This window comes from Thaumasiovibrio clandestinus, assembly GCF_047250365.1.
Lineage (GTDB): Bacteria > Pseudomonadota > Gammaproteobacteria > Enterobacterales > Vibrionaceae > Thaumasiovibrio.
Window position 1 is genome coordinate 226,590 of record NZ_JBLBVL010000001.1, and the last position, 25,901, is coordinate 252,490.

Annotated in this window: 20 protein-coding genes; 9 read left to right on the forward strand and 11 right to left on the reverse strand. The window is 44.8% G+C overall.

Annotation, left to right across the window (positions count from 1 at the left end; genetic code table 11):
- Position 1: 1 nt before the first annotated feature.
- A complete protein-coding gene (locus tag ACKLNH_RS01120; RefSeq protein ID WP_413110388.1) occupies positions 2-1,039 on the reverse strand; it encodes an efflux RND transporter periplasmic adaptor subunit in 1,038 nt (345 codons plus the stop codon).
- Between the two features lie 275 nt (positions 1,040-1,314).
- Here ACKLNH_RS01120 and ACKLNH_RS01125 point away from each other — a divergent pair, with 275 nt between their 5' ends.
- On the forward strand, positions 1,315-2,460 hold the full coding sequence (locus ACKLNH_RS01125) for a family 16 glycosylhydrolase (RefSeq protein WP_413110389.1): 1,146 nt from the start codon (positions 1,315-1,317) through the stop codon (positions 2,458-2,460).
- 201 nt (positions 2,461-2,661) lie between these two features.
- Positions 2,662-3,048, forward strand: coding sequence for a hypothetical protein (locus ACKLNH_RS01130; protein ID WP_413110390.1), 387 nt, complete (start codon positions 2,662-2,664; stop codon positions 3,046-3,048).
- 7 nt (positions 3,049-3,055) lie between these two features.
- Here ACKLNH_RS01130 and ACKLNH_RS01135 read toward each other — a convergent pair whose 3' ends face one another.
- The 5 genes from ACKLNH_RS01135 to ACKLNH_RS01155 are packed head-to-tail and all read right to left on the reverse strand — an operon-like array spanning position 3,056 to position 7,952.
- Complete coding sequence (locus ACKLNH_RS01135) at positions 3,056-4,189, reverse strand: dihydrolipoamide acetyltransferase family protein (RefSeq protein WP_413110391.1); 1,134 nt, start codon at positions 4,187-4,189, stop codon at positions 3,056-3,058.
- A complete protein-coding gene (locus ACKLNH_RS01140) occupies positions 4,186-5,172 on the reverse strand; it encodes an alpha-ketoacid dehydrogenase subunit beta (protein WP_413110392.1) in 987 nt (328 codons plus the stop codon). Before ACKLNH_RS01140 ends, ACKLNH_RS01135 begins: the two co-directional genes overlap by 4 nt.
- Complete coding sequence (pdhA, locus tag ACKLNH_RS01145) at positions 5,162-6,229, reverse strand: pyruvate dehydrogenase (acetyl-transferring) E1 component subunit alpha (RefSeq protein WP_413110393.1); 1,068 nt, start codon at positions 6,227-6,229, stop codon at positions 5,162-5,164. The genes ACKLNH_RS01140 and pdhA overlap by 11 nt, the downstream gene beginning before the upstream one ends.
- A gap of 5 nt (positions 6,230-6,234) precedes the next feature.
- The gene (locus ACKLNH_RS01150; protein ID WP_413110394.1) at positions 6,235-7,197 is read right to left on the reverse strand and encodes an electron transfer flavoprotein subunit alpha/FixB family protein; all 963 of its coding nucleotides are present in this window, start codon (positions 7,195-7,197) and stop codon (positions 6,235-6,237) included.
- Positions 7,194-7,952 (reverse strand): electron transfer flavoprotein subunit beta/FixA family protein, encoded by a 759-nt coding sequence (locus ACKLNH_RS01155; RefSeq protein WP_413110395.1) that lies wholly within the window; start codon positions 7,950-7,952, stop codon positions 7,194-7,196. Before ACKLNH_RS01155 ends, ACKLNH_RS01150 begins: the two co-directional genes overlap by 4 nt.
- 179 nt (positions 7,953-8,131) lie before the next feature.
- Between ACKLNH_RS01155 and ACKLNH_RS01160 the strand changes: the two genes are divergently transcribed.
- Entirely contained in the window at positions 8,132-9,772 is a 1,641-nt protein-coding gene (locus ACKLNH_RS01160) for an electron transfer flavoprotein-ubiquinone oxidoreductase (RefSeq protein ID WP_413110396.1), read from the forward strand.
- Between the two features lie 178 nt (positions 9,773-9,950).
- Positions 9,951-11,348, forward strand: coding sequence for an amidohydrolase (locus ACKLNH_RS01165; RefSeq protein ID WP_413110397.1), 1,398 nt, complete (start codon positions 9,951-9,953; stop codon positions 11,346-11,348).
- Positions 11,349-11,469: 121 nt separating this feature from the next.
- Here the strand turns inward: ACKLNH_RS01165 and ACKLNH_RS01170 are convergent, their stop codons facing one another.
- Together ACKLNH_RS01170 and ACKLNH_RS01175 are read right to left on the reverse strand one after the other, a co-directional pair.
- Positions 11,470-12,954, reverse strand: coding sequence for a glycerophosphodiester phosphodiesterase family protein (locus ACKLNH_RS01170; protein ID WP_413110398.1), 1,485 nt, complete (start codon positions 12,952-12,954; stop codon positions 11,470-11,472).
- Positions 12,955-13,562: 608 nt separating this feature from the next.
- Entirely contained in the window at positions 13,563-15,080 is a 1,518-nt protein-coding gene (locus ACKLNH_RS01175; protein ID WP_413110399.1) for a fumarate hydratase, read from the reverse strand.
- Between the two features lie 157 nt (positions 15,081-15,237).
- On the opposite strand from ACKLNH_RS01175, the gene pabB reads away from it, so the two are divergent.
- From pabB to ACKLNH_RS01195, 4 genes are all read left to right on the forward strand, one after another.
- A complete protein-coding gene (gene pabB, locus ACKLNH_RS01180) occupies positions 15,238-16,602 on the forward strand; it encodes an aminodeoxychorismate synthase component 1 (protein WP_413110400.1) in 1,365 nt (454 codons plus the stop codon).
- A 26-nt stretch (positions 16,603-16,628) separates the two neighbouring features.
- Positions 16,629-17,231 carry an NUDIX hydrolase gene (locus ACKLNH_RS01185; RefSeq protein ID WP_413110401.1) on the forward strand — a complete coding sequence of 201 codons (603 nt, stop codon included), beginning with the start codon at positions 16,629-16,631 and terminating at the stop codon, positions 17,229-17,231.
- A 185-nt stretch (positions 17,232-17,416) separates the two neighbouring features.
- Positions 17,417-18,670: an SLC5/6 family protein gene (locus ACKLNH_RS01190; RefSeq protein ID WP_413110402.1), complete on the forward strand. Its 1,254-nt coding sequence runs from the start codon at positions 17,417-17,419 to the stop codon at positions 18,668-18,670.
- 229 nt (positions 18,671-18,899) lie between these two features.
- Positions 18,900-20,261 (forward strand): L-serine ammonia-lyase, encoded by a 1,362-nt coding sequence (locus ACKLNH_RS01195; RefSeq protein ID WP_413110403.1) that lies wholly within the window; start codon positions 18,900-18,902, stop codon positions 20,259-20,261.
- A 90-nt stretch (positions 20,262-20,351) separates the two neighbouring features.
- Here ACKLNH_RS01195 and ACKLNH_RS01200 read toward each other — a convergent pair whose 3' ends face one another.
- From ACKLNH_RS01200 to ACKLNH_RS01210, 3 genes are all read right to left on the reverse strand, one after another.
- Positions 20,352-21,311, reverse strand: a complete 960-nt coding sequence (locus ACKLNH_RS01200) for an ADP-ribosylglycohydrolase family protein (RefSeq protein ID WP_413110404.1) — start codon at positions 21,309-21,311, stop codon at positions 20,352-20,354.
- A gap of 128 nt (positions 21,312-21,439) precedes the next feature.
- Positions 21,440-23,662 carry an EAL domain-containing protein gene (locus ACKLNH_RS01205; protein WP_413110405.1) on the reverse strand — a complete coding sequence of 741 codons (2,223 nt, stop codon included), beginning with the start codon at positions 23,660-23,662 and terminating at the stop codon, positions 21,440-21,442.
- A 36-nt stretch (positions 23,663-23,698) separates the two neighbouring features.
- Positions 23,699-24,676: a phosphate/phosphite/phosphonate ABC transporter substrate-binding protein gene (locus ACKLNH_RS01210; RefSeq protein ID WP_413110406.1), complete on the reverse strand. Its 978-nt coding sequence runs from the start codon at positions 24,674-24,676 to the stop codon at positions 23,699-23,701.
- 288 nt (positions 24,677-24,964) lie between these two features.
- On the opposite strand from ACKLNH_RS01210, the gene ACKLNH_RS01215 reads away from it, so the two are divergent.
- Positions 24,965-25,873, forward strand: coding sequence for an aldo/keto reductase (locus ACKLNH_RS01215; RefSeq protein ID WP_413110407.1), 909 nt, complete (start codon positions 24,965-24,967; stop codon positions 25,871-25,873).
- Positions 25,874-25,901 lie beyond the last annotated feature (28 nt).

Consider the following 25,901-nt stretch of genomic DNA (forward strand, 5'->3'; position numbering starts at 1 on the left):
ATTAAATTCCCCTTTCCTTCACCCAAGGGTAAACGCTGGCCCCTTGGGTGAGCTGCTCGACACCTGAAGTAACAATAACATCGCCATCATCTAAACCAGTTTTAATACGCCCGCCTTGATCTAACGTGATAAGCACCTTCTCAATCCGTTGATCGTCACCTAAGCGCCACACGGCCAAATCACCCCCGTCTTCTATTAGGGCGGAACGCGGAATAAGGGTGTTCGTTGTACGAGGAAGTTGAATAAGAATATTGCCCGACATACCCGGAAGAATATTTTTGTCTTGAGGTTTTTCCATTACCATTGTCACTTTGTAGCTTGACGTACTGCTGGTGACTTCCGTATCTATCTCTTTAAACGTGGCACTGAACCGCTCACCAGGAAACGTATCAATCTCAACTTGAGCAAAAATATCACCACCTTCAGCATTAAATCGACTCAACAACGTTTCAGGCAACTGATAAACCACGTTGATTAAATCTTCACTTTGAATATGCATAATCGCTTGTTTGGCGGAGACATATTCGTAATTTTCAACAAACATTAAAGAAATATTGCCACTGTAAGGGGCCATTATTTTTGAATCACGAAGGTTACTGTTGGCTTGATCAAGTGCGGCTTTAGCCTCATTGCGGTTTGCCTTTGAGGTATCGTACTGCAGTTCAGAAATCACGTTGGTTTTCAGTAACTGCTTATCGCGCTGGAACTGCACATTGGTTAAGTCGTAATTCGCTTTTGCTTGCCGCGCTAACTGCGTTAATTCATCATCGTTTAATGCTGCCAATAACACATTCTTTTCAACATGCATACCTGCTCTTACATTCAACTCAGCCACAACACCTGCAACACGAAAGGCTAATACAGCCTTATCTCCCGCTTCTAGCGTGGCGGGAAACGAGCGCATAACCGCTTGGTTTGCGTTAGAGATAGTAAGCGTTTTAACTGGCCTAGATCCTGGCTCAGCAACGGGAGGCAATGGCTCCTTACAACCCCAAAGAAGAACAGCAACAGCACCGAACATGGCAACACTTTTTATCATCGACGTTTCTCCACATCCCTTAAAAACGGTTCTTGCAATACACCACGCGTGTTATCCAGTGTAGTAAAGAATCACAAACTTACGTTTAGGACGTTGGTATTTAACATTGACAATAACCACGCATTAACCCAGTAAATAAAAGAGATGAGCAAAACATCGCAAGCAGTGACACCTATTCTCACTGTTAAGAACATGTCGACTTCATCGCCTTGAAGCTGGCGACTCGGCTATAATTTCTCTTATTATGCAGCGGTATGCTTATTAAGAGGTTAAACATGCACCCACTTACACTCCCTACTTTACTACTCGTCACTTTGCCTTTAGCAGTATCTGCCCAACCTCCTGCAGGAAAAGGCAAGAACAGCAAGGTTGAAACAGAAAATAGCTTTTTTGACCCACTAACAACGTTCGATACAATACGCTGGCAAGCAGCCGATGGCTGGGCTAACCACTCTCCCTTTCTTAACGCGTGGTCTGCAGAGGCACTCCAGTTTGATAACAATGGGATGACAATAAACCTCACTGATACGCCACTACTCAATTATGACTACACCTCTGGAGAATTAAGAACTTCAGGCTTTTATGGCTATGGCTGTTATGAGGTTGAAATGAAACCTGCCGCTGTCAGTGGCGTCGTCTCTGCCTTCTTTACCTTTATGGGTCCCTATGACAACCCTCCTGGAGGTAATGGGATGCACAATGAGATAGATATCGAATTTCTAGGTAAAGATGTTAACAGTGTTCAATTTAACTTTTGGACCAATGATGACCTTTATAACAATGGGCATGAAACGATTGTAAAACTCGGTTTTGATGCCGCTGAAAGCTTTAACCATTATGCGTTTAGCTGGTCAGAAACCGAAATCAACTGGTATGTGAACAAACAGCTAGTGCTAAGTGTCTTTGATTCACAACAAGACCCACTACCAAAAGTGACAGATGGGGCACATAAAATCATGCTAAATACTTGGCCTGTCGATAGCAGTGCATCAGAATGGGCCGGACCTTTTACCTACCCGGGACACACGGTAGAGGGACATTTTCGTAATGTTAAATTTAGCAAAGATAGCACTTGTCAGTTCAATCTCACCCCAACAACTACCCCCACGCTGCACTTAAGTGATTTTAGCGTTGCACTGAACAATCGCCGAGCCACTCAAGCGGTAGCGATAGTGGAAGTGTCTGACGAGAATAACCAATTAATGCAGAACGTTACCGTTAGAGGCATATGGTCTGGTGCCATTTCCAGTGGGGATAACGAAAAACAAACCGACTCAACCGGATCCGCAGAGTTCTACTCGCATCGCAGCAAAAACCCTAACGGGTTCTATGAGTTCTGTATCACTGAGTTATTTATTGAAGGTTATAACTGGTCGATGGCAGACAATTCCCAAGTCTGCTCGCGCGTTGATATTCCATAACCACCACGCCACTGGGACCAAACGAGACCTTAAGCCAGCTATGCGATTTATAGCTGGTTTCTTTTTTAAGCCAATCTCTAGCAAGGCTTTTTAGCTAACAAAAAAACCACCCATTGCCTACACTTCTAGACAGGTAATCGATTTTTATTCTATGTATGCTGCTATTACTCTTGAAATAAGCCCTCGCCATAAGGAGAAGTTATGAATCCATACCGCCTTTTTACACTGGTGATTGTTTTTCTCTGTCCTTTGTTTCCGTTATCTGCGACGCAAACACAGTCTCTGCATTTCACTAGTTATGCCGATGAAAAAAAATGTGATTTTATTGGAAACCGCGAACAACAGCGGGCAGTGATGATGAAAAGTGTGACTCGAACAAAGCAAATCAAGAAAGGGCGTTACCAGTGTTTAGTGCAACTACCGCAGACGATGTTCAATCAATGTTACCTTGCTGGCATCGATATGACGGAAGGACGCGGAAAATGCGATGTTACCGTGAAGAAAAGTCAGTTTAACCTCGCCATCACCGCCGCCGATGGCGTGGTGCAATGCTCCTTTAACTGTGTTGCCGTCGCCAATGAGAATTAACGCGTTATCACACCTCTTTGTCAGCATCGGCTTGCAAGTACTGACGCAACGCACGCATAAAACGCGCAGCCTCCCCACCAGTACAGGCGCGATGATCAAATGTCATCGATAGTGGCAAACAGTCTTGTTCTACTATCTGTTTATCCGGTCCCATCGCAAGCTGTTGGTGCAAACGGCCTATGCCGATAATGGCAACTTGGGGAGGGGTTATTACTGGGGTCGCATAAAGGCCCGCAATGGCACCAAAGTTACTCAACGTTAGCGTCGCGTGCTGGCGTTGATCGTGGCCTAACCGCCGATTTCGTATTCCAACCACGGTCTCTTGTAACCAACCACGTATTTCACTGTCCGACAAGGTATCCGCTGATTGCAACACCGGCACATAGAGTCCACGCTCGCTGTCCACGGCAATACCGATACTAACTTGCTCGTGCATGCAACGTGTCATGGTTTCTTCATCAAACCATGCATTCAATGCTGGCTCTTGCTCGCAAGCAAAAACCATCGCTTTAATAACGGCAACCGTAATGTCATGTCGGTGTTGCTTTGCTAACACCACTTCTTCCGTTAACGTCACCGACGCGACATGATGATGAGACTCCGCCATCGCCTTGGCCATACTTCGCCGTGCCCCTTTCAACACCTCCGTTCCCGGTAATTGATAACGCAACTGATTGTAAACATCGGCTTCGACAATGGTGCCATTAGAACCAGAACCAGTAATTTCGAGCAAATCAACACCAAGCTTTTCCGCTAAGCGGCGCGCAGCGGGCAGTGCGACGATACTGTTACCCTGTTGCTGAATTTCATCATCCAGCCAAAATTGATCCACGGCGACATTGCTTGTCTGCTGTGACACATTGCCAACCACTGTCCCTGCATCGCTATTATCACCAGTGTCATTCTCTGCGGGGTCAATGTCGACTAACTTGACGCCAATATGCAATATATCGCCAATGCCACCATAGCAGTGCATTATCGTACCGCTAAAAGGCGATGGGACTTCGACCAGTGCTTTGGCCGTCTCGACGGTAAGCAACACCTGGTCAACATCGACATGATCCCCTGCACTGACATGCCACTCGATAATTTCTGCCTCTGCAAGCCCTTCACCAAGGTCTGGTAATCGGAATGTTTTCATTGCCAATTCTCCATTAACGCCCGCACTTTTAGCACAATGTCTTCCGTGGCGATCAAATTATACGCCTCATTCTTAGCGTAAGGCATGATGGTATCCATCCCCGTTAATCGACTCGGCGGGGCTTTTAGCAAGCACATCGCTTGCTCTGCAACACGGCTAACAATTTCTGCACCAACACCACAGGTTTTTACCGCTTCATGCACCACCAATAAACGGCCTGTTTTTTCTACCGAACGCAATACTGTCCCCATGTCTAATGGCTTTATCGACGCCAAATCTATCACTTCTACGTCAATATTCTCCGCCGCTAAATGCGTTGCTGCTTGCAATGCTTCCACCACGCAAGCTCCCCATGTCACCATGGTAACATCGCGCCCTTTACGTAAGACAAAACTGCGCCCTAACGGTAACGCCACGCCATTATTTATCACCGTCGATTTCACCGTTCGATAAATACGCTTAGGTTCAAAGAACATCACAGGATCATCACTACGAATGGCGCCTAACAGCAGGCCGTAGGCTCGCTGTGGTGATGAAGGAATCACCACTTGCAGCCCCGGAGTATGAGCGAACAATGCTTCAACACTCTCTGAATGATGTTCTGGTGCATGGATCCCCCCGCCAAACGGCGCACGATAGACCAATGGGCAAGTCAACCTTCCTCGGGTTCTATTGCGCATTCGTGCAGCGTGGCAGACAATATGCTCCATCGCCGGAAAGACAAAACCCTGAAACTGAAATTCAGCGACTGGGCGCAACCCCTGTGTCGCCATCCCCACCGCCGTGCCAGCAATCAAGGCTTCAGCTAACGGCGTGTCCATCACCCGTTTAAATCCGTACTTCTCTTTTAGTCCTTGCGTGGCCCGAAAAACCCCCCCATTCGCACCTATGTCTTCGCCCAGCAACACCACATTCTGGTCTCGGCCCATTTCATAATCGAGCGCAAGCGTAACCGCTTCTAACAAGGTGATTTCACTGGTCACGGTCTGCCTCCATACGCATAGCTTTGGTAATAAGTCGATCGCGGTCTGCTTCTAACTCAGGCGGTAACACTGAGTACAGGTAGTCGAGGCACGACTCAGGGGCTTGACTATTTACAGACTGATAACGTTGTACCGCTTGCTCCACTTGTTGTTGGCATTGCTTATACCACGTTTCATCACGCTGCTCTGTCCACAGACCCACAGAGACCAAATAGTGTTTAAGTCGAATGAGTGGCTCGTTACGCAATGCGTGCTGATACTCTTCTTCATCACGGTAGCGAGATGCATCATCGGCCGTTGTATGATCGCTCAAACGGTAACTGTCCATCTCAATCACTGTCGCACCAAGACCATGATAGGCCCGCGAAAGCGCATCATGAACACTGCTATACACAGCCAATACATCGTTACCATCAACCCGCATAGCAGGGATTCCTGCCCCTAACGCTTTATCTGCTAAGTGTTTAGCGGCTGACTGCAAGCGGCGCGGAACCGAAATCGCCCATTGGTTATTGTTAATAACAAACACCAGAGGCAGTTGCCACACGCCCGCACAATTAATTGATTCAGTAAAGTCCCCTTTAGACGTAGCACCATCACCAAGATTTACGACAACTGCACGGCGTTGCTCACGGATTTTAATGGCCGCAGCCACCCCGACCGCATGGGTGCATTGAGTCGCAATAGGAACGCAAAAAGGGAGATCTTTACTGCTGGATGGAAAATCAGAACCACGCTCATCGCCTCCCCAATACAGCAAGTTAGACTCCATAGGCACTCCCCTCACCCACTGCACTGGCATATCTCGATAGTAGGGAACAAGTACATCATCCGTCGCCATAGCATAGCCTGTGCCAATCCCAATCGCTTCCGCTCCCATATGAGAAGGATATGTACCTAACTGCCCAGTTCTTTGCAGTGCAATGGCCTTACTGTCATAGAGGCGAACTAATACCATTTGCTGATAAAATTCAAGAATGCGCTGATCATCGATTCCTTTCGGTTTATCACGCAATAGCACCCCTTGTGCAGAGAGAAATCGAATCAATTCATTCATCTGTCTTACTCCAACGCGTCAAGCAGAGCGGGTAATACATCAAACAGGTCCGCCACCAGCCCATAGTCAGCGACGGAGAATATTGGCGCGTCGGGATCCCGGTTGATAGCAACAATCACCTTCGACCCTTTTATCCCCGCAACATGCTGAATTGCACCAGAAATACCGATAGCAATATACAATTGGGGGGCCACCACTTTACCTGTCTGCCCGACTTGAAACTCATTACCAATAAATCCTGCATCCACCGCTGCTCGCGATGCACCAACAGCCGCGCCTAGCTTGTCTGCTAACTGCTCTACGAGGGCAAAATGGGCTTTATCTGCCAAGCCTCGCCCCCCAGCAACAACGATGTCAGCCGAAGCCAACTCTGGTCGTGGTGAATCTACCGTGTGCTCGCCAAGCCAGGTCACTGCGCTAGTTGGTGACGTTAGCATTGGACGTTCGACTATTGCGTTCTTCTCTCTGTTCGAAGTCGTGTGAGCGATCTCAAAAGCGCTCGCTCGAACGGTTAATACAATATGGCGCTCATTGACCTGCACGGTTTCAATGGCATTACCGGCATAAATAGGACGCTCGAACTCATTGGGACTAACCACCTTGGTGACATCAGAAAGCATGCCAACATCAAGCATTGCGGCTATACGTGGTAGTACAGCAGCTGCGTGTTGGCAGGCAGGCGCGATTAAGTGAGAATAGTTAGCCATCAGAGCGAGGAGGAGTGTGGTGACAACATCGGGCATTTCATTGGCTGCCTGCTCGTCATCTAGCACGATAACCTTGTCAATACCGCGCTGCTCTGTCACCGCCGTTACTACCGTGGTCTCAACATTGGCCCCCATGATAACGACATCAACCGGATACCCCACTGCATTCGCGGCGCTAATTGATTGTAAGCATGCCCGAGATAGCCCTCTTTTTAGGTGATAGTTATCTGCAATTCGATTCAAATAGAGCAAGGTTCTCATAGCCCCTCCCGCAACGAGTTAATTTTGTCGATTAAGTCTTCAATGTTGGCCAGCTGCTCTGCGGCTTGTCGTTGAGGAGGTGCCATAATAGCGATACGTTGCGCGGACGTGTGATAGGGCAAGCCCAATGCAGATAATGAAATCACTGCCAAGGGCTTACTCCTCGCTTGCATAATATTCGGTAACGTAGCGAAGCGCGGTTGATTTAAGCGTAAATCAGCACTAAGCACGGCAGGCAGAGGAACCGTTAGATGTCGCTCACCAAGATCAGCTTCCTCGATGACATCAAGGTTATTCCCTTTAACATTTAAAGACGCTAAACATGTCGCCTGCGACCAACCAAGCAACGCTGACAGCATGGGTGCGACTTGACCATTATCAGTATCGATACTTTGTTTACCTAAAATCACCAATTGGCAATCATGCTCTGTTGCCATGGCACGAAACACCTTGGCCACCAACAAAGGTTCGAAACGTCGCTCGTCCTCCAACAAAATCGCTCGATCCGCGCCCATAGCTAAGCCTGCGCGTAACGTTTCTTGGCTTTTGCTCTCTCCAATACTGAGAACAATCACTTCATCCGCCAACCCGGCATCTTTTAACAATAGCGCTTGCTCAAGGGCGATTTCGCAAAATGGGTTAATCACCTGCTTAATGTGATCGACATCAACCCGTCCTTGCTCCCCTTTTCCTGAGACCACCCTGATCGGCGTATACGGATCAGAAACGCGTTTTAGTCCCACTAATATCTTCATCTTCATTCCTTCTTCAACGAAACAAAAAAGCGATCGTTATAAGTATTGATAGGTAGCGGAGCGGATAAGGCTATTTATAAGACTAGGTAAGTTTACGTTAACGTCAACGACGAAAAGAATGAGCTATACTGAGCAAAACGTAAACAATCGATGACACTTCAATCGTTTTGGAGGCAATAATGAGTGACGCACTGACCTTTGATGTCGTAATTGTTGGTGCTGGGCCGGCCGGCCTTGCCGCGGCTTGTCAGCTGAAAAAGCTCGCCGAACTTTCGTCAATGACACTCACCGTTGCAGTGATAGAAAAAGCCGATCAATTGGGTGGGCACATTATTTCTGGTGCCATTTTTGATCCGCGCCCACTCGAAGAGATATTTCCAAATTGGCACCTAAAAGGTGCCCCACTCCATCTCGTGGTTGAAGAAGACAGCATGATGCTGCTACTGAATAGCAACAACTCGCTCTCTGTTCCTCATGCTTTACTGCCACCCAGTTTAGATAATAATGGTCACTACATTATCAGTCTTGGCGAGTTATGCTGCTGGCTAGGTGAACAAGCTCAGCAACTCGGCGTCGAGATCTTTACCGGCTTTGCAGCGCAAGCTCTGCTCTATAACGATAAAAACGAAGTAATCGGCGTATTAACCGGAGAGAAAGGAAAAGACTGCAACAATCAACCCACAGCGCTTTATCAACCAGGCGTTGAGCTACACGCTCGCTATACCTTACTAGCGGAAGGCTCGCGAGGTCACTTAGGTAAAGAAGTCATTAAACGCTTTGAACTTGATGATGCATGCGAGCCGCAACACTATGCGCTTGGTTTTAAAGAGCGTTGGCGTATTCCAGAGCAACACCATCAACCCGGAAAGGTGATGCATACTGTTGGTTATCCCCTTTCTCAACGTGCCTCTGGCGGGGGGTTTTGCTACCACACCCTCAATAATGAACTCTCTGTTGGCTTGATTGTTGATTTGAATTACCGAAACCCCTATCTCAGCCCTTATGAAGAGTTCCAACGCTTTAAGCAACATCCGCAAATCCGTTCACTTCTCGAACAGGGTGAGCGCTTGAGCTATGGCGCCCGTACTTTGACCAAAGGTGGCTTCTCTTCATTACCAAAACAAGCCTTTCCTGGTGGAGCGATTATTGGATGCGATGCCGGCACATTAGATGTCTCTCGCATCAAAGGTAGCCATTGCGCGATGAAGTCCGGTATGATTGCAGCCGAAGCGATCATCGATGAAATGAAATCTACCCATCCGTCACCGCTTATCGAATATGATGACTTTTTCCGTACCACCTGGCTTTACGACGAACTGGCCGATACCCGCACTTTCGCGGCTTCAATTCATCGACTCGGGCCCTTAATTGGCGGGGGCCTTGCCATGCTTGAGCAACACATTTTCGACCACCAGCCGCCGTGGAACATCAGTGATCGTATTGCTGACCATCTTGCGCTGGAAGCAAAAGAACTGCACCGCGAAATCAGCTACCCACAATACGATAATATCGTGAGTTTTGATAAGGCTAGCTCGGTTTATCTCTCAGGTCTTCAACATTCGGAATCGCAACCTTGCCATCTACTTTTGCGTTGTCCTAATACACCGCAAACAATCAACATTCCAATCTATAACGAACCCGCACAACACTATTGTCCCGCAGGTGTTTACGACGTTGTTCACACCGCAAATGGAAATAAGCTGCATATAAATAATGCCAACTGTATTCACTGTAAAGCGTGCGATATTAAAGACCCTACCCTCAATATACGTTGGGTGCCTCCGGAAGGGGGTTCTGGGCCTAATTACCGAGGAATGTGACAACATTCTCATCCCCAACTAAGTAAGCGTTTAGCGCCCTATTTACGCGCCAAATGCAAACGGTTGCGGCATGTTTGGTGATTTGGATCACAGAAAGAAAAGCAAAGCTAAAACGAGCTTTACGTGCCAGAATGAATGCATAGAATGTGCAGCAATCTATACTGCGGAGTTACGCTGAATGTTTAATAAAAAACTACTTGTAGCAGCAATTGCTGCAATTTCATCTTGTGCATATGCTGCCGAACCAGCAGATGTCATGATCACCAATGCGACCATTCTAACCATGGACAGCGACAAAGCTGTTTATGAGCAAGGCACTGTTGTGGTTAAGGATGATATTATTGTCGCCGTTGGTAGCGCCGCACTCGCCAAACAATATGAAGCAGAAAAAGTGTTGGATGTTGATGGTGACATCGTCATGCCAGGCCTAATCAACACCCATACCCATGCATCAATGACGGTATTCCGTTCACTCGGCGATGATGTACCTGATCGTCTACACCGCTATATTTTCCCGCTAGAAGCGAAACTAGTGGCGCGCGATATGGTACGTATCGGTGCGCAACTGGGCAACGTAGAGATGGTTAAAGGTGGTGTAACCACCTATGCGGACATGTATTACTTCGAAGATGAAGTCGCAAAAACCGTCGATGAAATTGGGATGCGTGCTGTCCTTGGGCAGACGGTTATTCAGTTCCCTGTTGCTGATGCAGAAAATGCGCAAGCTGGCATTCAATACGCGTTAAACTTTATTGATGAATATAAAGACCACCCGCGTATTACTCCAGCATTCGCACCACATGGACCATACACCAATAGCACAGAGACGCTACAACAAATTAGTAAATTGTCTCTAGAGCACGATGTACCTGTACTGATTCACCTTGCTGAATCTGATCGTGAAATCGAAGTAATCGCTGAGCGTAGTGGCGGCCTATCTCCTGTTGCATACATGGCAGAGATCGGTGCACTTAACCATAAAGTCGTTGCTGCGCATGTTATTGACGTTAATGACGAAGATATTGCACTGCTGAAAAAGCACGATGTTGGTGTTGCACATAACATGAGTGCAAATATTAAATCAGCGAAAGGCGTTGCTCCTGTGCTTAAAATGCAACAAGCAGGTGTACGTATCGGTTTAGGAACTGACGGCCCAATGTCTGGCAACACCCTAAGTACGATTGATGAGTTTAATCAGGTCGCTAAAGTACACAAGCTAGTGAATAACGATCGCGCAGCAATGCCACCAATCGATGTTATCGAGATGGCAACCATTGGCGCTGCACGTGCGCTACACATGGAAGACACTATCGGTTCTCTAGAAGTGGGCAAACAAGCCGATATCATTGTTGTTGATGTAAAAGCACCGAATATGGTACCAGTATATAACCCTTACTCTGCACTAGTTTACTCTGCTTACGCAGCAAACGTTCGTCACTCTATTGTTGCTGGTGAACTGCTAATGCAAGATCGTGAAATGCTTACCGTTAACGAAGATGAGATTCGTAACGAGTTGCTTACATATACTGAGCTAGTGCGTAAAACCGTATTAGACAGTGGCGAAGAAATTAAATAATACTTGCCTGTTAAATAGCATCTTATTGCGTTAAATAGATAAGGACAGCCCTACAAAGGCTGTCCTTTTTATTCTCTCTGCAATCATTACATCGTCTTTAATTGTGCGAGTAATGGCTAGCTTAGAGTGACAACCAGTGCCGTAAGGTAAGCAGGGCGCGATCAGAAAAGTCCATCCCTTCAATTAGCAATTTAGTCTCTAATGCTAACTTGGGTTCATCGGTAATAATGCCATCCACCCCAAGTAACAACAATCGCTGCATCGCTGCTGAATCGTTGATAGTCCAAACAATAACCTCTTGCTCACGTTGTTGTATTTCTATTATGCGCCATACATTGAGCCACTGTTCGCTCACCATTAGCAAATCGACGTCCCTTTCCAGCTTAGACTCACCAACACTTGCTGCATAGATCAACGCATAACGGAGCTGTTCAGGACGGGTGGCCTCCATCTCACGCATTAAGGTTGAGAGAAGATCGACATCAAGACTCGACACTATCATGGCTTGCTGATAATTAGGCAGCAGATCTGCCATTGCGAAAGCGAGATCTGCGCTTTGATTGTAGCGTTTTAGTTCAACATTTAATTCGATGTCTGTGGCATACTTATCGAGCAAATGAATTAATAAAGGTGGCGGCACGGCACTATTTTGCTGATACGCGGCAACAATATCTGAATAATTTGACTCTTCAATCACCAAGGGAACACCAAGCATACGGCCTAAATCGCGATCGTGAAACACCACCACTTTACCATCTTTAGTTAGCTGCACATCGATTTCTGCACTTTTGAGTCCTAATGAAATCGCGTACTGTATGCCCGCCTCGCTATTCTCAGGGTACATAAAGCCACCTCCGCGATGTGCAGTAATATAGCCTGTCGTATTCGTTTGAATATGTTTGACGAAGTGGCGAACATCGTCATAACCTTTGTTTGCTGCAAACACAGTGAACAGCAACATCGCAATTCCCAGTGAGACGCGGCGACGTGTGCTTCGTTTTAACCCAACAAAACGCTCATGCGCATTTACCAATTTGAGACGTTTGGTTTGTAAACGCAATACGTAGTATTGACAACTCGCGTAAACAAATCGGTCCACAAAACTAAGCAGTAATGCAACACCAAACAAAAGAATAGCTGCAAGCATTAGCCATGGATAATGCTCTGAGTCGGACGTCGCCCAGAGCAATATCGGATCAAGTGCAAATAAAAGGCTTCCGGCGAAAGCCGCTGTAATAACCACCCGACCAAATAGCCAAACAATATGCCCAACAAAAATGTGCGGTAAAATAGCGTTGCTTAAACGTCGAGCTTGCTTAAAAAGCTGCCACTGCGAACAATCTTGAAATAGGCTCAGCGGCAGTGCTAGCCACCAACTGGCCCAGTATCTAACCATCCAAAATACACTTGGTAAACAGATCAAGATCAGTAAACTAAGTGCAATCCACAGTGAGCTTATTTGGTTATTAATGTAATAATTAATGTCCCAGTCATTCAGCATGAGCCCATAGATCCAGCGCCCACTCCAAAGTAAGGTAGCAAAAAGCAAGCTTACCCCTAATGATTGTGCAAGCACGACTTTAACCACCCGCCAACTGCGCTGCATTATCAATCCAAAAGCATCTAAAATAGACCGCTTACCCAAATCATGCTGAGCCAATAAGATACTTATTGCAGAGTGCTCCACAAAAAACGAAAAGCTCAGTTGCGTAACAAACCACAAGCTAAGTAAAAATCCCACCGGTGAAAGAAAAAATGCTAGCAACTCTTGGTTAGCAATTGCGCTTACACCATAAAAGCCCATTAATTTGGAGCTAATCCATAAGTCAAATGGGACAAATAAAGTTAATAGTGCACTTCGCACGAGGATAAAACAGATCAGCATTTGCAAGCCACTGGTCTTCAGTCTATACCACATGAAATACAAAATATGTCGAATACGATGGAAGACTGCGCTACTCAAATGTTTGTTTCGCCTACGTTGTGTTTGCTTACTTTACCATTCATCATATTCGGATTTTCCTCTCTTTACTCAAATAACATCCAGTCTTTTGCAAAGGGTCTCAATAAATACGTCAGCATGCCCCCAGAAGTACTAAACAATGGCATGCTTGTATATAGAACGCCCTAATAAATAGAGTAAAAAGTCAAATTTTATTTAGATGTAAAAAAGCCGCTCAAATTGAGCGGCATTATCATCAGAAAACAGTGAAATTAACTTTCGTTCATCTCGGCAATTTTCACACGCCACGTATCAGGGCCGATTTGGTGTGCATTCGCACCAGACGAATCAACCGCAACGGTCACAGGCATGTCTTCAACCTCAAATTCGTAAATGGCTTCCATACCCAACTCTTCAAACGCTACGACACGAGATTTCTTAATCGCTTTCGCAACAAGGTATGCCGCACCACCAACAGCCATCAAGTAAACCGCTTCGTTTTTCTTGATCGATTCAATAGCGGCAGGGCCACGCTCTGCTTTACCAATCATACCGATAAGGCCTGTCTCTTCCAGCATCATATCGGTGAACTTATCCATGCGAGTTGAGGTAGTAGGGCCAGCAGGACCCACTACTTCATCACCAACAGCATCGACAGGGCCGACGTAGTAAATAAAGCGTCCATTAAAATCAACACCTTCTGGTAAACCTTCACCATTGGCTAGCATCTCTTGAATACGTTTATGTGCTGCATCACGTCCAGTTAATATTTTACCGGATAACAACACCGTCTCCCCTGTCTTCCAGGTTTTAACGTCTTCTTTACTGATTTCATCAACATTGACACGGCGGACATTTTTACCCACTTCCCACGTCACTTCTGGCCACTCTTCTAGCTTAGGTGGTGTTAATTCAGCAGGACCCGTTCCATCCAGTGTGAAATGAGTATGGCGTGTCGCCGCACAGTTCGGGATCAAGCAGACAGGCTTCGAAGCAGCATGCGTTGGCGCAGTTTTGATTTTTACATCAACAACTGTGGTCAAACCACCTAAGCCTTGTGCACCAATTCCAAGTTTATTCACACGATCGTAAATATCTAGGCGCAGTTCCTCTTCAGCGTTTTGTGGACCACGCTCTATCAGCTCATGGATATCAACGTGCCCCATTAGTGACTCTTTGGCTAGCACTGCTGCTTTCTCAGCGGTACCACCAATGCCAATACCAATCATACCCGGTGGGCACCAGCCCGCCCCCATTGTCGGTAAGACCTTTTCCACCCAAGCCGCAATGTCGTCAGACGGGTTTAGCATAATCATCTTAGTTTTATTTTCAGAGCCACCGCCTTTTGCTGCGATCTGAATTTCAACTTTATTGCCTGGCACCATGTCGATATGTACCACAGCAGGCGTGTTGTCCTTGGTATTCGTACGAGCACCTGCTGGATCTGCTACAACAGAGGCACGAAGTGGGTTATCTGGATTGTTGTAAGCGCGGCGTACCCCTTCATCAATCATCTCTTGCACCGTCAGGTCACTGTCCCACTGGACATTCATACCAATTTTCACGAAACAAGTAACAATACCGGTGTCTTGACAGATAGGACGGTGTCCTTCGGCAGACATACGCGAATTAATTAGGATCTGTGCAATCGCATCTTTCGCGGCTTGGTTCTGTTCTTTGTGATAAGCCTTTTCCAGAGCTTGTACAAAATCCAACGGGTGATAGTAAGATATATACTGTAATGCATCCGCGACACTCGCGATTACATCTTCTTTCCGTATGACGGTCATTTCATTGCCTCGCTAATTCTCATCCATGGTGCCGGAGAAGCCGACTTAATCTATAATTTTAGCTTCCTGCCAACATCGAAAAATACTACGGGTATGATACCCTTAGGAAGAACTCTCTGCTATCCCGCAGACGATCATTTATTACAAAAATCACAGTATGAGCACCGACATCAACAATTCCATCACAATTCAATCACTTGAATACAAAAGCACTGCAACAAGTCAGCTATTTAACGCAATAGAACATCAACCTTGGGCAATGTTGTTAAGATCTGCCTCAAACGCCCATGTGAATAGCAGATTTGATATTTTAGTGGCAGATCCCATCGCGACATTAACGACAACTGGTAACATTAGCACTATTTATTGTCCTACTGGAAAAGCCACCAGTAAAGAAGATCCATTTACATTACTTAAACAACTGCAAGAAACCTGGCTGCCTTCACTGCCGGCTCATCCGAGCTTACCTTTTCTGGGTGGAGCTGTCGGTTACTGGGGTTATGACTTAGGTCGGCGAATTGAAACCCTACCACAAACAGCCGAGCACGATATCACCGCACCAGATATGGCAATTGGACTCTATGATTGGGCCATTATTGCCGATCATAAAGAGAATAAACTCTGGCAAGTGAACCTTAACCCTACTATCGACCGGTATACGTGGTTAAAACAACAAGTCCCCCAACCCAAAGTACCATTCCAATTAACGGGTCCATGGCAAAGTAACATGACACGCAACAGCTATGGCGAACGGTTTAATGCAGTAAAAGAATATATTTTTGCTGGGGATTGTTACCAAATTAATCTGGCACAGCGTTTTCAAGCCCCTTATATCGGGAGTGAGTGGAGCGCATACCGCAAGCTCGAGCATGCCAATCAAGCCCCTTTTTCAGCCTTTATTCGTTTAGCCGAACACAGCATTCTATCGATTTCCCCGGAGCGCTTTTTATCCTTACAGCAAGGTAAAATCGAAACCAAACCAATAAAAGGCACTCGCCCTCGCTACGATGACCCTAGCGCTGATGAAAAAGCAATTACCTGCCTGCAAAATACGGAAAAAGACCGAGCAGAAAACTTAATGATTGTCGATTTGCTCCGCAACGACATTGGTCGAGTCGCCTCTCCCGGCTCAGTTAAAGTGCCTGAGCTATTCGCTATAGAGAGCTTTCCTGCAGTGCACCATTTGGTTAGTACAGTAACAGGGGTATTATCACCCGAATATGAAGCCGCCGATCTGCTTCGCGCTGCGTTTCCTGGGGGATCGATTACAGGCGCTCCAAAAATTCGAGCCATGGAAATCATTGAAGAGATCGAACCACATCGGCGCAGTATCTACTGCGGCAGCATTGGCTATATTAGTAACTGCGGTAACATGGATAGCAGCATCACTATCCGCACCTTGATTAGCCAAAATGATCAGTTTTATGCTTGGGCAGGAGGTGGATTGGTTGCCGATAGTGAAGTAAATAGCGAGTACCAAGAAATACGCGATAAACTCAGTCGCATACTTCCCCTGCTATAATGATCAAAAATGGCAAGGAGGCCAATATGATGATCACGCCCTTTCCAGAACGCTTTCTTCTTACCCTGACGGGACGCTATGATGATGGGGTTATTGACAGTATTTCCAAACGAGTACCGGAAAATACGACATTCAAAAAAGCCGCCGTGCTTATTGGTTTAGTTAAACGAAGTGATGGCTACCACATCCTCCTTACCCAGCGCGCGTTTCACCTTAAGCACCATCCTGGACAAGTTGCGTTTCCGGGAGGGCGCTTTGAAATACATTCAGACGATGATTTAATCGACACTGCTCTTCGAGAGACAAAAGAAGAAACTGGCATAGAATGTGTGAGAAAAAACATACTTGGTAAACTGCCTTCTCTACCAACCGTGTCTGGATACATTATCCATCCTTATGTCGCACTCATCAATCCAGACTATCAAGCGAAGATTGATAGTAATGAAGTTGCCTCTCTGTTTGAAGTCTCTGCAAATCATCTACTAAACCCCAAAAACATAGATAAACACGCCTTTTTGATAAACAACTACCCTCATATTGTTTACTCAGTTCGTCACCCCGAATATGCAATATGGGGCGCAACTGCACAAATCATTAAATTACTATCCATTCAGGTGTGGCATGAATAAATCTTGGCGCAGGCATTAGAAATGCTAATATCACCAGAATCAATAATATGATCCAAATCACTAATTGGATATATATGTTTCATCAACTTTCAATATACGATCCAGATCAAAGTTACGTGCCACAGAATATGGAGAATACGCCCCGTTCCTAATTTCCGTTTTGTAATTTACTTTGGATATACATAATGCAAACAACTTCTAGCGCTGTTGAAACCTCAACAAAGAAGAACAAATGGACATACCAAGATATCACTTGGGCTCTATCTCTATTTGGTACCGCAGTGGGTGCAGGGGTTCTATTCCTTCCAATTAAAGCAGGTGCAGGCGGCTTCTGGCCTCTTGTTATGCTGGCTCTAATCGCAATGCCAATGACATGGTTTGCACACAAAGGACTAGCTCGCTTCGTTCTTTCTGCTAAAAATCCTGAAGCTGATATCACTGATACTGTTGAAGAACACTTCGGTAAAACTGGCGCAAACCTTATCACCTTTGCCTACTTTTTCGCCATTTACCCTATCGTTCTAATCTACGGTGTAGGTATTACCAACACTGCTGATTCGTTTATGATCAACCAGCTTGGCATGGAATCAATTCCTCGTCCGTTACTATCTGGTGCGCTGATTAGCCTTATGACCTTAGGGGTTGTTTTTGGTAAAGAACTAATGCTGAAAGCAACGTCAGCGATGGTTTACCCATTAGTATTTATCCTACTAGCTCTATCTATTTACCTGATTCCAGATTGGAACATGTCTATGGCAGCAGTAAGCCCTGAATGGTCAACTATGCCGTCTATTGTTTGGCTAGCGATTCCAATCATTGTTTTCTCGTTCAACCATAGCCCTATCATTAGTCAGTTTGCAAAAGAGCAACGTCGTGTATACGGTGAAGAAGCATCGAAGAAAACCGATATGATCACTGGCGGTGCTGCTGGCATGCTAATGGTATTTGTTATGTTCTTCGTATTCTCTGTTGTACTGTCACTAACGCCAGCACAACTTGCAGAAGCAGCAGACCAAAATATCAGTGTTCTATCTTACTTAGCGAACGTACATGACTCAGCACTAATCTCTATTCTTGGTCCTGTTATTGCCTTTGCCGCAATTACGTCAAGCTACTTCGGTCACTTCCTAGGTGCGCACGAAGGTATGGTTGGTCTAGCGAAGTCTCGTACTAACATGCCGGTTAAGAAGCTTGAAAAATTCTCTCTTGCGTTCATTGTTGTAACCACTTGGATCGTCGCTATCATCAACCCAAGTATTCTGGGTATGATCGAAGATATCGGCGCACCAATGATTGCAGGTATCCTGTTCCTAATGCCTGTATTCGCAATGTACAAAGTGCCATCAATGGCGAAATACCGTACATCACTACCAGTTAGCATCTTCACTGTGCTATGTGGTTTTGCAGCAATTTCATCTGTTATCTATGGCATGTTATAATACCGCCTGCCAGATATTATGATGTTTTCAGTGACCTTGGTAATGATAAGGCAACCATATGGTTCCCTTATTAACAAAGTCCAGTAAAATAGAATCAGAGCAGGGATTGTCTTCGGACCGCCCTGCTTTTTTAGTTTTTTAACGTTCTCACCACGGATGGGGGAAGTTTAATAAGTAGATGTCAGCTTAGGTTTGTCACCAAGCTGCTTCCTCTCACTGGGTTATTCGAATGATAAGTGTTTTTGATATTTATAAAGTTGGTGTTGGTCCATCCAGTTCTCACACCGTCGGTCCAATGAAAGCAGGTAAAGAGTTCATTGATGATCTTCGTGCTTCTAACCAGCTTAAATCGATTACGAAAATGACTGCTGACGTTTATGGTTCGCTTTCACTAACGGGTAAAGGTCACCATACTGATATCGCTATCATCATGGGCCTCGCCGACAACCTGCCAGATACCGTTAATATCGACAGCATCCCAGGCTATATTGCACGCCTAGAAGAGACAGAAACACTGGTAATTGGTGACAACGAGCACACTGTTGCCTTCCCTCGTGAAGGTGGCATGAACTTCCATAGCCATAACCTTGAACTGCATGAAAACGGTATGCAAATTCATGCGTGGATTGGCGATGAGATAGCATACTCAAAAACGTATTACTCTATCGGCGGTGGATTTATCGTTGATGAGGAAAACTTCGGTGTGGAACAAGAACAAACAGTAAAAGTCCCGTATGAGTATGGTACTGCGCACGAACTGGTTGAATTGTGTAAAGACAACGCCATTTCTATTAGCTCTCTTGTTATGGCTAACGAGCGTATGTTCAAGCCACAAGACGAAATCAAGTCTCAGTACGCAAAAATATGGGACACCATGCAGAAATGTATGGAACGTGGTATGAATACTGAAGGGCTTCTACCTGGGCCACTACGTGTTCCACGCCGTGCTGCAAGCCTTCGTCATCAACTTGAAACCGCTGAACGCCTTAGCACCGATCCTATGACCGTCGTTGATTGGGTTAACATGTATGCTTTTGCCGTTAACGAAGAAAACGCGGCTGGCGGTCGTGTGGTAACAGCCCCGACTAACGGTGCTTGCGGCATTATTCCTGCTGTTCTAGCTTACTATGACAAGTTCATTCAGCCTGTTACAGAAGCACAATACATTCGTTACTTTGCTGCATCTGGCGCGATTGGTGGACTATATAAGCGAAATGCGTCAATTTCTGGTGCAGAAGTCGGCTGTCAAGGTGAAGTCGGTGTGGCATGTTCAATGGCAGCGGCTGGTCTGGCGGAATTGATGGGCGGTAGCCCAGAGCAAGTGTGTATGGCGGCTGAAATTGCCATGGAACACAACCTTGGCCTAACCTGTGATCCTGTTGCTGGTCAGGTACAAGTACCTTGTATTGAACGAAACGGTATTGCTGCAGTGAAAGCCATCAACGCAACGCGTATGGCACTGCGTCGTTCATCTGCTCCACGCGTATCATTGGACAAAGTTATCGAAACCATGCTTGAAACCGGTAAAGATATGAACGCGAAATACCGTGAAACGTCTCAAGGTGGACTGGCGATCAAGGTTATTTGCTAAGATAACAACGGCAGAGATCTGTACTTTCTGAACAATAAACAAAACGCCTCGCAGTTGCGAGGCGTTTTTTTATGCATATAAATAAATTCACTATGTAACTGCACCAAGTAGACGTTCAATATCATCAGACAAGCTTTCAGCATACTGCAGCGTCGTTAACCAAGAAATTGGAATACCCTTTTCTCCACCAACACCATAGCAAGCACCAGCAATCGCACCCACTAACATAGCACGACCACAACTGTCGCCTGACGCCATGATATTTTGAATAATGGCCTCTCGATAGTTTTCTGTATTTTGCAGTATCCAAGCGGACATGGGTAAACTATCCACTAAGTGACACGCTTGGTTAACGACCGATAAGACATGATCAAGATGATTATCTCTATCAGCCAACGCGCGCAGTTCAATAATTCGATCCTGAATCGGCGCCGGTGACTTTACCTGTAACACATTTAATGTCGGCTCTATTCGTTGCGATTGTATCGCTTCATTTAATGCACTAGCAAAAGCCTTGGCGCTCGCTAGCGCTAGCGTATTATTGTGAGTAATACCAATATAGCGCTCAAGCGCGTCATTTAATGTTTGAGAATCTGCCGCCACGCAAACAAGAGGAGGCACCGCACACAATGCCAAGTTCTGATCATCATCACTGCCTGAATCTTCTGGCCATTCGTCGGGTGTGCGAGAAAACAAAGTTAATAACAATGCTTTGGTCGGCGTATCCACATAACCGACAAAATCGCCCCCAGGACCAAAGTAGTCCAATATCTCCTGTTGAATGACACCAACCGATACCTCCTTTTTTGCCAGTAAACGGACATATAAGCCAAGCCATTCACCATAAATGCTCTGCTCTCCTGCCGTTTTACTGGCATGAGCAAAATACCCTTCCACCCCTTCATAATTTCTATGATCAGGTTCAATAAACGGAAAGTGATCCACCGATGATAACTCGGCAATACGCTGTGGTGAATATATCCAATGCGTACCTAAGGCAGCAGCATCAGCCACCAACGCACCAAGCAGTGCTGCAGTTCGATTTGGCATAATGACATCCTCTGTTTAAATGCATCTACATAAAAGTACTGCAGTGCAGGAAAATTTATCACAAGTGTAGACGAGATATCATCTCCTTGAAGCTGAACTTGAGCCGCACAACCTCGATGAAGATAAAATCATGAGGCACTACCAGACCTTACAAATGGTGTTACTGTCTTATTGTCCTCATCAGTGGCTTTTTTGCTCGGATTTAATTGTAAATAGCACTGTTCAAACTCAGATGCCGGGACTGGCTTCGAGTAGTAATACCCTTGCACAATGTTGCACTTTTTCTGGCGTAGAAAATTGATGTGATACTCTGTTTCAACCCCTTCAGCCACCACGTCCATATTAATATTGCCCGCTAAATCAATGACCGCTGATGTTAGCGCCCGATCATATTTATCATGTTCAATATTAGCTATAAAGCTGCGATCAATCTTTACACCATCAAAATGAAAGCGACGTAGATAATCCAAGGATGAATATCCGGTGCCAAAATCATCCAACCAAAGCTTCAGTCCTAATTGGCGTAATGACTGCAATGTTTTTTCAGCCATCATTTCATCTTTCATCAATAAACTCTCTGTTACCTCTACATGAATAAACTGTGGAGGGACACGATATTGATGCAATAAACGGAAAAATACCTCTGCAACGTTTTGCCGATACATCTGTTTTGCAGACAAATTGATTGCAACATGAAAGCCTGGTGGCAGATTCTTTAACCAAAGACCTACCTGACGACAAACAGAATCTATAATCCACTCGCCTATTTGAAGAATAAGCCCTGTATCTTCAGCAATTGAAATAAAGTCTTGCGGGTAAATATATCCCTTTGTAGGGTGGTGCCAACGAATCAAAGCTTCAGCACCAACAATAAGATTACTGGTAATATCAAACTGTGGTTGATACCAAATTTCAAACTGGCAATGTTCGGATGTCGCTCGACGCAGATCGCGCTCCAAATCCATCTTTAACCTTAACCCTTCATGAAGAGATTCATTAAAGTGACTATATGTATTCTTCCCCTTCCTTTTCGCTTGATACATTGCAATATCCGCATTTTTAATTAGTTCTGATGCAGTACGTCCATCTTCAGGGTAACTCGCAATACCTATACTGGCCCCAATGGCAACATCATCACCTTCAATCAAGACAGATGTTTTAACAATATTGACTACACGCTTTGCAATCGCGGATGTACTTTCTCTTCGAGTGACAAACGGAATGTAAATTAAAAATTCATCACCACCAATTCTAGCGACAACTTCCTGACTCACTGAAACATCAAACGGACAATTTAGCTCTTTCTCTACTTTTAATTGCATAGATATTCGTTCTGAAATTTCACACAACAAATAGTCTCCAGATTCATGTCCATAATTATCATTAATATGTTTAAATTCATCCAGGTCAACAAACAACACGGTAAAACCGATAGCCTCAATTAAATTATTATCAATGCAATTATTCACATGATCAATAAAGTAGGCTCGATTGGGTAACTTTGTTAAACTATCGTGATATGCCAGAAAAGCAATCTCTTTATTTCTTGATTCTAAATTAGATCCCATATCCATAAATGCATTAGCTAGCTCACCCAACTCATCATCTGTTCTATTTCCGTTGGTAATATTAAAATCACCTCGACTAATCCTTTTTGTATGTGCCACCAGATCACGAATTGGTTTTACAACCCGAGTTGAAACGAAAACAGACAGTAAAACCCCAACCCCAAATGATGTTAACGCAAGAGCGACCGTAATAGACGATATACGTTTAAATACATCATCATTTGCTTCTGTTATTACCTGATAAACAGCATCTATCTCTTTCTTTATCCCTGCCAATGATAACCGTATAGATACTCCCCCCAAGATCTCATTATGCATATATATAGGTTTGGCTATATCAATGTAATATGGCGTCACATTTCTATATGCCACACCTTTTTTAAGAACTGAGGTTAATTCATTTTCATTGGGGAATAATCTTCCAAAGCTATTTAGGTATTTATCTCCATTATGAAAAATGATACCTTCTCTATTGTAGATGTAGACAGATAGCACTTCATTATTCAGTAGCACAGGCTTAATTAATTGACGCGCTTCTTCATAGTCATACTGATAGAGCGGGTTAACCATTAAATCTGCCAAATAGTCAGTAACAACGCCTCCTCTCACCTCTAGCTGTTTAATTAAACTGGACGTCACTTGGCTATTACTATAAGAGACAACTCTATTTTGATTAATATCCAAAAAAAACAAATAGACAGATGAAAGGACAGCAATGACTACAAAAACAATCACTGCATTGACTATAATGTACTTACGCTGCAGACCTAACCGTTTATTCACCGAAATCACCCGACGCTAAATAGTTTAATAAACGCTTCAATAAAGATTTTTCATTACAACATCCTGTAAGTCTTTAACTAAGGTCATTCCATTATCATTAAGTGAAATCTCATCATAACGTTTTGTCTTCTGATACTCGTACAGTGCTTCCTTTCCCTTTATCGATTCATGAGCACGAAGTAGAAGCTCTTTTATTTCCAACTTTATCTTCGGTTCTAACGTTGTTCTTACCAGTTCAACGGAACGTGGGAACAGTTCACTTTCATATATAATTTTAATATCTTTCTTAAATACGGGTGGCATATCACTTTCATTTTGCCAATCAATATTACTTATCGCGCCAGCATCAACCAATCTTTTGCTTAGCCATGCAGCAATATTCACTTCCTTGTTAGCAAAAACATAGCCGACCTTATTGTCAGGCACAGTATCGTTAAGGCTATCTAACCGAATTAAATCATAACCATACTGAGAAATAATCGCAGCAGGTACATAAAAAGAGGTTGTTGAACGTCCATTCTGAAACGCAATTTTCTTACCTTTCAAATCAGACAACGAGTTCACTTCCCCATCTTTATGGCTAATCATTACGGTTCGATACTCTGCCGTTCCTTTTTTCCAACGCCGCAAAAATATTTCTGCTGCGCCTGATTGATGAAAAGTAAGCGCTAGGAATGGCGATTCAGAGATAAGATCAACTTTACCCAGTTTTAATAGCTCTATCATCTCATCACTATCTTTCGCAAAGACAACCTTCCCTTTTTTAATGCCAGCGTCAGCCATTTGAGCGGCTAGGTAATCAACCATTGGCTTAAGGTGCTGATAGTGCTTTTTTGGGTTCGTACTCACACGCCCAATGATCAATGTTTCGCCACGCTCACTAACCACTGGCAGCACGTCAGGTACTGGTGCCTGAGCCGCAGCACTGCCGATATAAAGGAGCATTAATGCCCATAAATACGTTGAAATGCGCTTTACAAATATCGATTCATTATCCACTAAATTGCAGCTCATAACCCACCCACTAAGCAACTGTTGGCATATAAAGCATAGCAAAGGCTTTTTACACCCGCTCAATAAAGCGCATCTATTTATAGAATTAATATTAACTCGTTATCAAGCTCAAAGCGTAATCGATAATGTTCATATAAAACAATAATTAACAAGCACATGGCAATAATAAAACTCTCCGCCTTTGCTCATCAGGTAAACAAACAATGAACCTGATTACAGATTTCCTATTACTATTTGCAATACCGTAATCGGCTTCATACTATCTGTTTAAACCATCAGGAGAATAAAATGATAAATCAGGTTGTGACTGCCGCTAACGGATTTAAACTGTCTGAAATTATTCAGGGATATTGGCGCTTAATGGCATGGGATATGTCTGCTAAAGATGTGCTTAATTTTGCCAAGCAACATGTGGATTTGGGGATTACATCGGTCGATCACGCTGATATCTATGGTAACTACGGTTGTGAGTCTGCTTTTGGCGCCGCGCTAGCATTAGACCCCGCCTTTCGCCATCAGCTACAGATCATCACTAAATGTGATATTAAACTAGCAACAGACAAGTACCCTAGCCGTAAAATCAATCACTACGATACTAGCGCTACCCATATTACTCAGTCTGTTGACAACTCGCTGGCAAACTTGCGCACCGATCATATCGACCTTCTTCTTATTCACCGCCCAGATCCACTCATGAATGCAGATGAGGTCGCTGAGACTTTTAAGGCACTAAAAGCCGCCGGAAAAGTCCTTAATTTTGGCGTATCTAACTTCTCAGCTCGACAATTTGAGCTACTGCAATCTCGTCTAGACGCCCCATTAGTGACGAATCAGATTGAAATCAACCCGATGAACATGAGTGCGCTAGACGACGGAACATTGGATCAGCTGCAAACCGAACGTGTTCGTCCAATGGTTTGGTCTTGTTTGGCTGGCGGAGAGATATTCTCTAGTCAGACGGAGCAAGCGCAACGTTTACGCGCCGAACTGCATGCTATTGGCGATGAACTCGGTGGGTACGATATTGATCAGGTTATTTATGCTTGGCTGTTAAAGTTACCCGCAGGGCCATTGCCAATTTTGGGAACCGGCAATATACAGCGTATCGAAGCAGCTGTTGCAGCAACACAATTGTCGCTGACAAACGAACAATGGTTTCGAATTTGGGTTGCATCTAAGGGGCACGGGGTGCCTTAAACCAACCCTTAATCAACAAAAAACCGCC

What these genes read in the sequence shown, in the direction of transcription:
- ACKLNH_RS01120 (WP_413110388.1), bottom strand. Translation starts at nt 1,039, where the DNA reads ATGATAAAAAGTGTTGCCATGTTCGGTGCTGTTGCTGTTCTTCTTTGG.
- ACKLNH_RS01125 (WP_413110389.1), top strand. Translation starts at nt 1,315, where the DNA reads ATGCACCCACTTACACTCCCTACTTTACTACTCGTCACTTTGCCTTTA.
- ACKLNH_RS01130 (WP_413110390.1), top strand. Translation starts at nt 2,662, where the DNA reads ATGAATCCATACCGCCTTTTTACACTGGTGATTGTTTTTCTCTGTCCT.
- ACKLNH_RS01135 (WP_413110391.1), bottom strand. Translation starts at nt 4,189, where the DNA reads ATGAAAACATTCCGATTACCAGACCTTGGTGAAGGGCTTGCAGAGGCA.
- pdhA (WP_413110393.1), bottom strand. Translation starts at nt 6,229, where the DNA reads ATGAATGAATTGATTCGATTTCTCTCTGCACAAGGGGTGCTATTGCGT.
- ACKLNH_RS01150 (WP_413110394.1), bottom strand. Translation starts at nt 7,197, where the DNA reads ATGAGAACCTTGCTCTATTTGAATCGAATTGCAGATAACTATCACCTA.
- ACKLNH_RS01155 (WP_413110395.1), bottom strand. Translation starts at nt 7,952, where the DNA reads ATGAAGATATTAGTGGGACTAAAACGCGTTTCTGATCCGTATACGCCG.
- ACKLNH_RS01160 (WP_413110396.1), top strand. Translation starts at nt 8,132, where the DNA reads ATGAGTGACGCACTGACCTTTGATGTCGTAATTGTTGGTGCTGGGCCG.
- ACKLNH_RS01165 (WP_413110397.1), top strand. Translation starts at nt 9,951, where the DNA reads ATGTTTAATAAAAAACTACTTGTAGCAGCAATTGCTGCAATTTCATCT.
- ACKLNH_RS01170 (WP_413110398.1), bottom strand. Translation starts at nt 12,954, where the DNA reads ATGCAGCGCAGTTGGCGGGTGGTTAAAGTCGTGCTTGCACAATCATTA.
- ACKLNH_RS01175 (WP_413110399.1), bottom strand. Translation starts at nt 15,080, where the DNA reads ATGACCGTCATACGGAAAGAAGATGTAATCGCGAGTGTCGCGGATGCA.
- pabB (WP_413110400.1), top strand. Translation starts at nt 15,238, where the DNA reads ATGAGCACCGACATCAACAATTCCATCACAATTCAATCACTTGAATAC.
- ACKLNH_RS01185 (WP_413110401.1), top strand. Translation starts at nt 16,629, where the DNA reads ATGATGATCACGCCCTTTCCAGAACGCTTTCTTCTTACCCTGACGGGA.
- ACKLNH_RS01190 (WP_413110402.1), top strand. Translation starts at nt 17,417, where the DNA reads ATGCAAACAACTTCTAGCGCTGTTGAAACCTCAACAAAGAAGAACAAA.
- ACKLNH_RS01195 (WP_413110403.1), top strand. Translation starts at nt 18,900, where the DNA reads ATGATAAGTGTTTTTGATATTTATAAAGTTGGTGTTGGTCCATCCAGT.
- ACKLNH_RS01200 (WP_413110404.1), bottom strand. Translation starts at nt 21,311, where the DNA reads ATGCCAAATCGAACTGCAGCACTGCTTGGTGCGTTGGTGGCTGATGCT.
- ACKLNH_RS01210 (WP_413110406.1), bottom strand. Translation starts at nt 24,676, where the DNA reads ATGAGCTGCAATTTAGTGGATAATGAATCGATATTTGTAAAGCGCATT.
- ACKLNH_RS01215 (WP_413110407.1), top strand. Translation starts at nt 24,965, where the DNA reads ATGATAAATCAGGTTGTGACTGCCGCTAACGGATTTAAACTGTCTGAA.